Genomic DNA, 11,901 nt, shown 5'->3' on the forward strand with positions numbered 1-11,901 from the left:
TCTCCTAGTGAAGTGCGGTGATGTGGTGTCGTCCCATGGGCATGACCAGTGGTGCGCCGGAGACTGGGTCGGCGATAATGCGGGCGTCGGTGTGGAAGACCTCGCTCATCATGGTTTCGGTGATGACGTTGGTGGGGGTGCCTTGGGCGTAGATTTTTCCGGCGTTCATGGCGATGAGGTGGTCAGAGTAACGTGCGGCAAGTCCCAATTCGTGGAGCACCATGACGATGGTGGTGCCGTGGTTGTGGTTGAGGTCAGTGAGGAGATCAAGCACTTCGAGCTGGTTGGCGATGTCGAGGTAGGTGGTGGGTTCATCAAGAAGCAGGATGTCTGTTTCTTGGGCAAGGGCCATGGCGATCCAGACGCGTTGGCGTTGGCCGCCGGAGAGTTCGTCGATGGGGCGTTCGGCAAGCTCGGTGGTGTTGGTCATTTCCAATGCTTGGGCCACTACTTCGTAGTCGCGTGTGGACCATCTGCCCATGAGTCCTTGGTGGGGGTGGCGGCCGCGGCCCACGAGGTCGGCGACGACGATGCCTTCAGGTGCGGTGGGGGATTGCGGTAACAGCCCGAGCATGCGAGCTAGTTCTTTGCCTGGCAGTGAAGGAAGGGGGTGGGCGTCGATAAGCGCTTGCCCGGCGCTAGGTTTAAGGAGGCGCGCAAAGGCGCGCAGCAGCGTTGATTTGCCGCATCCGTTGGGGCCGACGATGGAGGTGATTTTGCCGGGGACGATGTCGACGCTGAGCGAATCGATGATGGTGCGCTCGCCGTACGCCAGGGAAATTTCTTCGGCGGATAGTTGATGGTTGGTGGTCACAGGGTTACTCCCGCGCGGTTGGAACGAATGAGTAAATAGATAAGGAATGGGGCGCCGAATGCGCCGGTGACAACTCCGACGGGGTAGCGGGTGCCGAGGAAGTATTGGCCAATTAGGTCGGCGATGAGCACGATCAACCCGCCGATGAGTGCGGAGGGGATGATGAGCGATCCGCCGGAGCCTAAAATGCGCGCGGCAATGGGGCCAGACACAAACGCCACGAATGCGATCGGGCCGCATGCAGCGGTAGCAACGGCGATGAGCGCAACAGCGGCAATAATCGCAATGACGCGCGTGCGATTAGTAGCAACGCCCAAACCCACCGCGGAATCATTGCCCAAACGCATAAGATCCACATTGCGCGCATTAGCCACCAGCAGCGGAATGAGTACCACAGTGGTGACAATCAGCGGCATCGCACGATCCCACGTCGCACCATTGAGCGAGCCGGTAAGCCAGCGCGTCGCGGTCGGCAGATCCCAAGAATCAGCCTTGGACAGCGAATACGACACTAATGAATTCAGCATCGCAGCAATACCAATGCCGGTAAGAATCAGACGCGTGGCCGAAAAACCACCGCGATACGCCACCAGATAAATCAACAACGCCACAGCCAAGGACGCACACAAAGAAATCGCCGACACTGCAGACTGCGACATCCCGAAAAACACAATGCAAATTACGCCCGCCGCCGACGCGCCAGAAGAAATGCCGATAATATCCGGCGACGCCAACTGATTACGCAACACCGTCTGAAAAATCACGCCCGCCGCGCCAAACGCCAAACCCGCAGTCAAACCCATCACCGCGCGCGGCAAACGCAACACGCCAACGGAATAACTCGCGCCGGGAACCTGCTGTCCAGACAACACTTTCAGCACCTGAGCAGGGCCATAAAACACCTCGCCCCACATCAAAGAAAAAGCAAAAATACCAAGCGTGACGACGCCCAATGCCGCAACAATCAGCCACCTGCGGGAGTTGCGCGATGCGCGCTGGCGCTTGAGTTGATGGCTAAGGCTCATAGCTCTTTGACTTTCTGACGACGAATAATCCAAATAAACAGTGGCGCACCAATGATCGGCATGATGATGCCCACGGCAATTTCACTCGGACGAGTCACCACGCGCCCAAAAGTATCCGCCGCAACAATCAACACCGCGCCCGCTAGCGCCGAACAGGGCACCAGCCAGCGATGATCCGTGCCCACAATCAGGCGCGTAATGTGCGGCACCACCAGCCCCACGAACGCGATCGGGCCGGCCAGCGCCGTAGCCACGCCGCACAAAATAACAGCGCCTATCGACGCCACAATCCGTGTTCTCAGCACATTCTCACCTAAACTGGTGGCCACATCATCACCCAACGCCAACGCGTTCAAACCAGTGGATGTGAGCACACACAGCAAGAAACCGACAGCGAGAAACGGTGCAGCCAGGGCCATTCGATCCCACTCTGCGCCACCCACGCCACCGATCTGCCAAAAGCGGAATCTGTCCATGACATCAACGCGAGGCAACAACACAGCACTGACCAAGGACGTGAGCGCAGCGGTGGTGGCTGCACCTGCAAGAGCAAGCTTGAGCGGCGTGGCCCCACCGCGACCCAAAGAACCCACGGTGTACACAAACACCGCAGCAGCCGCAGAACCAACGACCGCAACGATCATCGTGGGGACCGCGCCAGCCAAACCGAAAAAGGAAATGCCAATGACCACAGCCAGAGAAGCACCAGCAAGAATGCCAAAGATACCTGGATCTGCCAGCGGATTCCTGGTCACCGCCTGCATGGTGGTTCCCGCAATCGCCAGGGCAGCACCAATGATGATGCCCAGCACAGTCCGTGGAATTCTCTTTAATGCTGCTGCTTGCTCCGTGGTGTCCGAATGCCCAAGCAATGCCTGGATCGCATCATCAGTGCTGGTGGAACGCACACCAAATTTCACAGAGCACACGCACGCAACAGCTAAAAGAACCAGCGTGGCGCTGAGAAACAAAAGCTTTTTGGTTGTTGACATCAAGCAGTTTTACTTCAGAGGTTCGGCGAGTTTTGCAAAGTAATCGTTGATACCCCAAGGAATAGATAGTGGGGATTCATTCGCTGAAGCAGCCAGTGGGTTAGCACCCAAGAACACAACCTTGCCCTCGGCGATAGCTGGGATTCGAGACAGCAGTGGATCAGCCTGCATCTTGGACAACAGCTCAGCGTTTGCAGCATCATCTTCGGTGCCGTAGGTGATGATCACATCAACATCGTCGAAGGTTTCAGGGTTTTCTGCAGAAACCTGCTCGTAGAAGCTATCTGGGCTGGAGTGCTCCTTGAGGACTGAAGCTTCCTGGACACCCGCATCAAGCAAGAAGCTCATGCGAGGATCAATGCTGGTGTACACACCAATCTGCGAGAAATCGCTCTCATCGAAGAACGCGAATACAGGCTTCGCATCCTTCAACTCTGGGTTGGCATCGATGGCGGAAGCAACCTCTGCATCCAGATCTGCGATGAGATCCTTGCCTTCTTGCTCCAAGCCAATCGCCTTAGAGTTCATCTCAATCATTTCATCCAGGGAGGTGCCCCATGCGATTTCTGGGTAGGCAACCACAGGTGCGATCTGGGACAGCTGATCGTAGTCTTCCTGGGTGATGCCAGAGTAGGACGCCAAAATGACATCCGGAGCAGTGTTGGCGATCTCCTCAAAAGGAATGGAATCGGTGGCATCGAAAAGCACAGGCTCATCGGAGCCGAGCTTGCTCAAGGTTTCTTCCACCCATGGCAAGATGCCGTTGTTGTCATCGTCGCCCCACGTGACCTTCTCAAAGCCGACAGGAGTCACACCCAATGCGAGAGGGACTTCATGGTTGGACCAGCCAACAGTTGCGATGCGTTCTGGCTTGGACTCAATGGTGGTCTCGCCGAAAGCGTGCTCAATGGTGACAGGGAACGCCTCGTTGGAAACGTCAGAGCTTTGGGATGCTGCTGAAGACGAATTGGAGGACGTTTCTGAAGAATCCTGGGAGCAGGCCGCGAGGGACACCGTGAGGGTTGCGGCAAGAATGCCGGCTAGAACGCGAGACGTACGCATGAAAAGTTTCTCTCTCTTTCTCGAACAACAACGGAATAACTTAGGTTAGGCTGCCCGACAGAATATCACTGGAGAGGTATTGGAGGAAATGTCTCACGTCACAACCTTTTGAAAGGTGGCTAAGTACGCACATTTGTTGTCTGCAATAGTGCCGGTGAGGGAGCTGTCCGATATTGTGCTTACATGCACGAATCTGGAAAAAATCCTGTCAAGGTTGTCGACTCGCAGGCACCACAAGGACGCGGTGGGCATATCGGCGGACATATCAAACGCCGCCCGATTCCTAGGCAAACGGAAATTTCCGAGGTTCGTCGATATATCGTCATGACTGCCCTCGCACTCGGTGGCTTCGCCATCGGTGTGACGGAATTTGTCTCCATGGGTCTGCTCAGCGCGATCGCCTCCGACTTTGAGATCTCCGAAGACCAAGCCGGACACATCATCACCATCTACGCCCTCGGCGTGGTTGTGGGTGCCCCGCTGATCACAGCGTTTACCGGCAAACTTCCACGACGCCGCCTGCTGCTCATCCTGGTGGCCTTCTTTGTGGTGGGTAACGCGTTGTCCACACTGAATGCGTCCTATGAAGTCCTGTTGATTGCCCGCTTCATCGCTGGTCTGCCACACGGCGCGTACTTCTCAGTTGCAGGTTTGGCAGCAGCATCGATGGCACCAGACGGACAGCGTGGACGTGCGATCGCCTATGTCGGTATGGGTCTTTCCGTGGGTACTGTCGCCGGTGTTCCAGCAGCCCAAGCACTGGGCGATGCTTTCGGTTGGTCCACCGCCTACGTGCTGGTCACCGTCCTGGGTGTTCTCACCTTGCTGGCCCTATGGTTCCTCATGCCACACATGACAGAGATGAAACCCACCAGCCCGCTGACAGAACTCAGTGCTTTGAAGAACAGCCAGGTCTGGCTCACCCTGGGCATTGGTTCCATCGGTTTCGGTGGCATGTTCGCGGTCTACACCTACATCTCTTGGACCATGACCGACCAAGCTGGCATGCCAAGCTCCCTGATCTGGATTGTGCTGATGGCCTACGGCGTGGGCATGATCTGCGGAAACTACGTCGGTGGACGCATCGCCGACTGGAACGTGGACCGCGGAATCCTCCTCGCACTGATCTGCATCGTGGTGGCCCTCATCGGTTTCTACTTCACCTCCAACAACGCCATCCTGGGAACCATCAACTTCGGACTCGTCGGATTCTTCGGCTCCACACTGATCCCATCACTGCAGATCCGACTCATGGACGTTGCAGGACGCGCACAAACGTTGGCTGCATCTCTGAATCAATCTGCACTGAATATCGGTAACGCTTTGGGCGCAGCGATCGGTGGCGTGGTTATCGGCGCGGGTTATTCCTACAGCACTCCAGCCCTTGCTGGCGCTGGCCTGGCATTCCTTGCCATCGTGGTGTGGTTCCCCATGGTGGCCTTGCGTAAACGCACATAAACGGGGTTGGCGGATGGAGGATTTCCCCAAGCACCCACTAGTGTGACAAGCATGAGTTTTCACATCACATCCGTCAATGTCAACGGCATTAGGGCAGCGGTCAAACAGCGAAGCGAAACAAACCTAGGTTTCCTTCCGTGGCTTGAAGAAACTCGCCCGGACGTTGTCCTCCTCCAAGAAGTCCGCGCAAGCGAAAAAGACACCGCCACCGCACTGCAACCCGCCTTAGATAACGGATGGCACTACATTGGTGCCCCAGCAGCTGCCAAGGGACGTGCCGGTGTCGGCATTTTGTCTAGGCATGAACTTGAAGATGTGAACATCGGTTTTGGATCTTTCCTTGACTCCGGCCGCTACATTGAAGCAACCATCAAAGACACCACCCTGGATGTGCCAGTAACCGTGGCATCTCTTTACCTCCCCTCAGGTTCAGCGGGCACCGACAAGCAGGATGAAAAGTACCGCTTCCTCGATGAATTCGAAGGGTTCCTGGACCAGCGCGCTAAAGAACGCTCCCACATGGTCATCGGTGGCGACTGGAACATCTGCCACCGCCGCGAAGACCTGAAAAACTGGAAAACCAACCAAAAGAAATCCGGTTTCCTTCCCGACGAACGCGCATTCATGGATTCAGTCTTTGGCACCTTCCCAGATGAGGCAACCCAGGTTGCAGGGGCCGGCGACTTCTTCGGTGCCGTGGACTATGAAGGAACGAGGCGTCGAGAAGCAACTACGGACCCTGCGTGGTTCGACGTTGCACGTCGCCTGCAACCTGAAGGCGACGGCCCCTACACTTGGTGGACCTACCGCGGAAAAGCCTTCGACACCGGCGCCGGATGGCGCATCGACTACCAAGCAGCAACCGCAGCGATGCTCGAACGCGCAGAACGCTCCTGGGTAGACAAAGCCGCTGCATACGATTTGCGCTGGTCAGATCACTCACCACTGAACGTGATCTACTCCTAAAATGCTGCTGACAATTCTATGGGCCATCGGCATCACCGCCGAAGGCATGACAGGCGCGCTGGCCGCAGGCCGACAAAAAATGGATCTCTTCGGAGTATCCGTCATCGCATGCGTTACCGCGATCGGCGGCGGATCCATCCGCGACATGCTGCTGGGACATTACCCGCTGGTGTGGGTGGAAAAGCCACTGTATCTACTGCTGATCATTGGCGCAGCCATTTTGACAGTGTCCATTTCCTTCCTGATGGAGCACTTCCGTGTGTTGTTCCTCGTGCTCGACGCCGTGGGTCTTTCTGCATTCGCTGTGATCGGCACACAAATCGCACTGGAAATGGGCTACGGATTCATCATCGCAGTAGTGGCATCAGTGCTCACAGGTGTATTCGGCGGCGTCATGCGTGACCTTTTGTGTGACCGCATCCCACTGGTATTTCAAAAAGAGCTCTACGCATCAATCGCATTCCTCGCCACCTGCGTCTACTTTGCGATGATGTACCTTGGAGCTTCCGAAAACGTCACCGTCCTGGTCTCTGTGGTGGTTGCCTTTGTAGTCCGACTGCTATCCATCTGGCGCGGATGGAGCCTCCCCGTATTCGACTACCAAGAACGCGAATACAAACGAGATCCCAAAATGCGTCTGTGGAGAATGTTCCGGAAGTAAGGATTTTGCACTCGGGGGAAAATTTTACTACCCCTAATTGCAGAAGTTCCTTAAAATACGGGTAAGGTCAGATCAGAAAACTTCAATGAGGATGTATCAACTTTTCTCAAGCTGATACGAAAAGTAAGGATTGTACATGGGTAAGTCATTCGCCCTTCTAGTTCTTGGCGCTATCATCTTGGCCGGTGGTGTCTGGTACACCATCGAGGTTGGGTACTCCGTGATGGCAATTGTTGCCGCACTGATCATGGCTGCCGGTGGCGGAATCATCACCTGGGGTCTCGCAGTGGCTGCAGATGTAAATTCACCAACCTCACACAAGATCTAAAACAGACGCCCCTTTGGGGTGTTTTAAGTTAGAGGCGTTTAAGGCGCACGTTTGCTCTACTAGCTGTGGCTAGGGAGGGAGCGTGCGCCTTTTGCTGTGCTTACTGGGCTTAGTGGACTTTTCATTGCGTGCGAGAGGCCGAACCCTGCTTTGGACGCAGGAGGCGATTTAAGAGGGTGAGAACTTCAAATTAGGTCCTGGTATGGGGTGGGCCAGCTGAGGCGCTTAAAAGCGATTCTGAGAGGTTTCGATCTTGAGGCTAGTGGGGCGGATGTGATTCCTGTGGATTTACTGATCAAGGATTCACCACAAACGTGTGGGCTAACCACTAAATCGAACTTATTTTTGCATCACAGGGTCTCATGAGTACAAAAATCCACCACAAATGGAACTTTACCTCCATCCTGTGGTGGATATTCGCACATTCTTTCCCCTGCGGGCTATTCGTGGGTCAGTAAGCAGTCAAACAGGGAACTTCCGCCGCGGGATCCGAACTAAACACCCACGATAAAGACAAAAGAGGAATTACGTAGGGGAGTTCTTGGGCACTTGGGCTAGTTTCAACATCTCAAAACTAGCTCAGCATTTCTGCCACTTGCTGCAGACCAGTGGTGATATCGGTACCTGCAGTAACTCCAGTGGTGACAGTGTCGGCGTAGAAAATCTTGTCGTTTTCAATGGCGGGAACGTTGGCTAGCGCTGGGTTGGAGAGGAAATTAGCGAAGTTCTCTCGGCCTTTACCTTGGAAGTCCTGAATGATGATGATCTCAGGTGCCATCGCAACAACTTGTTCTGGGTCTGCAGTGATGGTGCCTACCGCGCCGAGAGAATCTACCACTGGAGTGCCGCCGGCTTCGCGGATCAGGCCGTTGAGCATGGCAGATTCTGGCATGACCATTTGGCGTGGTCCGCGTTGCATCAAAGTGAGCACAGTGGGGGAGGTGGCAGGCTTGTCGATGTCGATGCGGTTTGCATCGATTTCTGCGATTGCTTCTGCGGCTTTGTCTTCTTCGCCGACGAGTTCACCCACAATTTCTAGGTGTTTGGTGATGGCGTCGATGTCTCCCCAAGCGTCTGAATCGAAGTTAACTACGGGGACGTTGAGGCCTTCCAAAATGTCGATGGTGCCTTGTTCGGTATCGAAACGCGCACTGACGATCACCAAATCTGGGTCGGCGGCGACAACTTGTTCGGGGTCGAGGCTGCCACCGTTTTTGACTTGGTATTCCACTTGGGAGGCCAGAGCTGCGGTTTCTTCGTCAGCGGTGTCCATTTCGGCGGTCATCACGACGCGGTCGGCGCCTGTGATGGGGAGAACCAAGGATGCTGCCTCTGGGGTGAGTACGGCGATGCGCTCTGGTTTGGATTCTAAGGTGATGGAGGAATCGTCGAGTGTGACGGTGCGTGGGAATGCGCCGTCAGCTGCGGCAACGCTGGTTGTAATCGAAGTGGTTTCCACAGTTCCGGAAGTGCCGGAAGAGTCAGAAGAATCAGAGGTGCAGCCGCTTAACACGAGCGCACTGGCAACAATGGCGATGAGTGATTTTTTCATGGGTTTTTAAGTCAAACTTTCAATCAAAAGGGATTTGGATGCGGGATCACGCGAAGTGAGCTGGTTTCGGGATCATCGCGCACCGCAATGGGCAGTCCGTACACGGTGGACAGTGTGGCAGGTTCGAGCACCTCGCGGATGTCACCTTGGGAGACAACTTCGCCGTCGGCCATCAACACTGCATGGTCGCACCAACGGGCAACGTGGTTGAGATCGTGAAGGACGACGATCACGGTGGTGCCGGAATTAGCTCGGGCGCGCAGGAGTTGAAGGACTTCAACTTGGTGCCGTAGATCAAGGGCGGAGACGGGCTCGTCGAGAAGCACGACGGCGGTGTCTTGGGCGAGCGCTCGGCCGATGTGGATGAGCTGCTGCTGGCCGCCCGATAATTCGTTGACGGGCTGCTCGGCGATGTCGAGCGCGTTGATGGCGCGCAGGGCGTCATCGGTGGCGCGTCGATCTGCGTCGGTCTCCACGGCGAAGCGGCCACGATGCGGGTAGCGGCCCATCGCGACAACGTCGCGTGCACTAAAACCAATGCGCAACTCGGTGTTTTGCGGCACGAGTGAGAGCAGGCGGGCTCGGGCTTTAGCGCTTTTCGACGCAACCCCACTCCCACCAACCATTACCTCGCCGGTGGATTCAACCAATCCTGCAATCGCCGAAAGGGCAGTACTTTTACCAGCACCATTTGGGCCAATCAGTGCGGTGACTTTTCCAGCAGGTGCAGAAAAAGACACGTTTTTCACTGCATGGCGAGAGGGGAATTCAACGTTGAGATCACGAATTTCAACTAATTGAGGCATGAGTTTTTACAGCCCCAATCCGCGTCGCTTGCGCATGCTGAGCAGTAAATAAAGGAAAATTGGTGAGCCAATGAACGCCACCACCACGCCTGTTTGCAAGACGATGGGGGAGAAGATCATGCGGGCAACAGTGTCGGAAACGATAACAAACGTGGCGCCCAAAATCGCGGCGGCCGGGAGTAACGCTCGGTGATCGGCACCTAAAACAATGCGCACCAGGTGGGGTACTACCAATCCAACAAACGTAATGGTGCCGGAGACCGCAACAGCTGTGGCGGTGAGCAGTGCCGCAAGTGCTAGCAAAATGATGCGTGCGCGGTTGACGTTGAGTCCAGATGTTTGCGCTGTGGAATCACCCAGCAGCAACAAGTTCAGATCGCGGGAACCGCCGATAGCTAGAATCAACCCAACGATAATGGGGATTATTGCAACGCCCACATGTTCCCACGTCCGAGATACCAGATCGCCGTTGAGCCAAAACGTCACGGATCGAAGCTCAGAATCTTGTGGTGCGTTCGCAGTGGCGCTGGAAATAACAGCACCCAAAAAGGCAGTGATAGCCATGCCGACCAGTACCAACGTGGCCGGATCTGCGCCACGGCCATCCATCGCGCGGGAACTAGCGATCAAATATACCACAGCCACCGTGACCAATGCGCCCACGAAGGCCGCAAAAGGAACGGTCCATTGGCCAAAGAAACTCGCACCGGTGACAATCGCCAAGACAGCTGCAACAGCTGCACCGGAGGACACACCCACAATGCCGGGATCCGCCAACGGGTTGTGAAACACCGTCTGCATGATCGCACCGGAGACAGCCAGCGCCGCACCCACCAATGCTGCGATGATAATGCGTGGTGCACGGATATCGGTGACAACGGGGTTGGTTGCAAGCTCATTCAATGGAACCGTCACGGGACCCAGCATGAGGGAAGCGGTGAAGGCGATGATCAACAAGACGAGGGTGCCGATGATGACAACAGGAGCGGTGAGCTTTGGTTTTTTCGAAACACCTGTGCGCGACAAAACGACCCTTAATGAAAATTGTTATGACTTGTTTACCCAAGCAATACTAACCAACAGATTGAACAAAACCCTAAACTTTCGGCCGATAGCAACCCCGCTCGACTGGTAAATGTTGCCTCACCGGAAAAGGTCTGTCCAAGGTGACTACACTGATACAGCATGACGACGCAGGATAAAGATCTCACCGCACAAACCGCTTCCAGAGTCCTTTCTGGAATTCAGCCCACCGCCGATTCCTATCACCTGGGCAATTACTTGGGAGCAGTCAAGCAGTGGATTGACCTGCAAGATTCCTACGATGCCTTCTACTTCATTCCAGATCTCCACGCGATTACCGTCGATCAGGAACCAGAAGAGCTGCGCAACCGCACCATTTCCGGCGCCGCACAGCTGCTGGCCCTGGGCATTGATCCAGAACGCTCCACCTTGTTTGTGCAGTCGCATGTTCCCGCACATGCAGAACTGTCATGGGTTCTGACCTGCCTGACCGGTTTCGGCGAGGCATCCCGCATGACCCAGTTCAAGGACAAGTCCTCCAAGCGTGGCGCCGACCGTACCTCAGCTGGTCTGTTCACCTACCCGATGCTGATGGCAGCAGATATTTTGCTGTACCGCCCACATCTTGTCCCAGTCGGTGAAGATCAGCGCCAGCACCTGGAGCTCACCCGCACCCTCGCGGAGCGTTTCAACAATCGTTTCGGCAAGGCCTTCGAGGTTCCAGAAGGATTCATCCCGCAGGGCGCATCCAAGATTTACGATCTGCAGAACCCCACCGCCAAGATGTCCAAGTCCGGCGACAACCCGAAGGGCATCATCAACCTGCTTGATGATCCAAAGGTGTCCACCAAGCGCATCAAGTCCGCAGTCACCGACAACGACGGCGTCATCGCCTACGATCCAGAAAACAAGCCTGGCGTGTCCAACTTGCTGGTCATCCAGTCTGCGCTGACGGGTACCTCCATCGATTCGCTTGTCGACGGCTACCAGGGCGCTGGCTACGGTGCGTTGAAGGGTGACACCGCCGACGCGCTTGAGGCTTTCACCACTCCTTTGAAGGCAAAGTACGACGAGTACATGAATGACCGCGGCGAGCTCGAACGAGTCTTGGCTATCGGTGCTGAGCGCGCCACCGAAGTTGCCAACGAAACCTTGGCTGATGTGTACGACAAGATTGGTTTCTTGGCGTCTCGTCGCTAACAACTAGACCCTCG

At 55.6% G+C, this 11,901-nt stretch carries 12 protein-coding genes; 5 read left to right on the forward strand and 7 right to left on the reverse strand.

The window, feature by feature from the left end; translation table 11 throughout:
• Positions 1-4: 4 nt before the first annotated feature.
• The 4 genes from CGL_RS03325 to CGL_RS03340 are packed head-to-tail and all read right to left on the reverse strand — an operon-like array spanning position 5 to position 3,893.
• Entirely contained in the window at positions 5-814 is an 810-nt protein-coding gene (locus CGL_RS03325; RefSeq protein WP_011013802.1) for an ABC transporter ATP-binding protein, read from the reverse strand.
• Entirely contained in the window at positions 811-1,839 is a 1,029-nt protein-coding gene (locus tag CGL_RS03330) for a FecCD family ABC transporter permease (protein WP_011013803.1), read from the reverse strand. The genes CGL_RS03325 and CGL_RS03330 overlap by 4 nt, the downstream gene beginning before the upstream one ends.
• The gene (locus CGL_RS03335; RefSeq protein WP_011013804.1) at positions 1,836-2,831 is read right to left on the reverse strand and encodes a FecCD family ABC transporter permease; all 996 of its coding nucleotides are present in this window, start codon (positions 2,829-2,831) and stop codon (positions 1,836-1,838) included. Before CGL_RS03335 ends, CGL_RS03330 begins: the two co-directional genes overlap by 4 nt.
• 9 nt (positions 2,832-2,840) lie before the next feature.
• Positions 2,841-3,893, reverse strand: coding sequence for an iron-siderophore ABC transporter substrate-binding protein (locus CGL_RS03340; protein ID WP_011013805.1), 1,053 nt, complete (start codon positions 3,891-3,893; stop codon positions 2,841-2,843).
• 183 nt (positions 3,894-4,076) lie between these two features.
• Between CGL_RS03340 and CGL_RS03345 the strand changes: the two genes are divergently transcribed.
• The 4 genes from CGL_RS03345 (at position 4,077) to CGL_RS03360 (ending at position 7,306) form a co-directional block, all read left to right on the forward strand.
• A complete protein-coding gene (locus CGL_RS03345; protein WP_003854698.1) occupies positions 4,077-5,351 on the forward strand; it encodes an MFS transporter in 1,275 nt (424 codons plus the stop codon).
• 51 nt (positions 5,352-5,402) lie between these two features.
• Positions 5,403-6,317 carry an exodeoxyribonuclease III gene (locus CGL_RS03350; protein WP_003860808.1) on the forward strand — a complete coding sequence of 305 codons (915 nt, stop codon included), beginning with the start codon at positions 5,403-5,405 and terminating at the stop codon, positions 6,315-6,317.
• Position 6,318: 1 nt separating this feature from the next.
• Positions 6,319-6,978, forward strand: coding sequence for a trimeric intracellular cation channel family protein (locus CGL_RS03355; protein WP_003854700.1), 660 nt, complete (start codon positions 6,319-6,321; stop codon positions 6,976-6,978).
• Between the two features lie 136 nt (positions 6,979-7,114).
• Entirely contained in the window at positions 7,115-7,306 is a 192-nt protein-coding gene (locus CGL_RS03360; protein ID WP_003860810.1) for a hypothetical protein, read from the forward strand.
• 574 nt (positions 7,307-7,880) lie between these two features.
• On the opposite strand, the gene CGL_RS03365 is transcribed toward CGL_RS03360, so the two are convergent.
• Genes CGL_RS03365 through CGL_RS03375 form a run of 3 tightly spaced genes read right to left on the reverse strand, consistent with a single transcriptional unit; the run spans position 7,881 to position 10,690 of the window.
• Positions 7,881-8,858: an ABC transporter substrate-binding protein gene (locus tag CGL_RS03365; RefSeq protein ID WP_011013806.1), complete on the reverse strand. Its 978-nt coding sequence runs from the start codon at positions 8,856-8,858 to the stop codon at positions 7,881-7,883.
• A gap of 23 nt (positions 8,859-8,881) precedes the next feature.
• Positions 8,882-9,664: an ABC transporter ATP-binding protein gene (locus tag CGL_RS03370; RefSeq protein ID WP_011013807.1), complete on the reverse strand. Its 783-nt coding sequence runs from the start codon at positions 9,662-9,664 to the stop codon at positions 8,882-8,884.
• A gap of 6 nt (positions 9,665-9,670) precedes the next feature.
• A complete protein-coding gene (locus CGL_RS03375) occupies positions 9,671-10,690 on the reverse strand; it encodes a FecCD family ABC transporter permease (protein WP_003858297.1) in 1,020 nt (339 codons plus the stop codon).
• Positions 10,691-10,849: 159 nt separating this feature from the next.
• Here CGL_RS03375 and trpS point away from each other — a divergent pair, with 159 nt between their 5' ends.
• On the forward strand, positions 10,850-11,887 hold the full coding sequence (gene trpS / locus CGL_RS03380; RefSeq protein ID WP_011013808.1) for a tryptophan--tRNA ligase: 1,038 nt from the start codon (positions 10,850-10,852) through the stop codon (positions 11,885-11,887).
• The last annotated feature ends 14 nt before the right edge of the window (positions 11,888-11,901 follow it).

This window comes from Corynebacterium glutamicum ATCC 13032 (genome assembly GCF_000011325.1).
Classification (GTDB): domain Bacteria; phylum Actinomycetota; class Actinomycetes; order Mycobacteriales; family Mycobacteriaceae; genus Corynebacterium; species Corynebacterium glutamicum.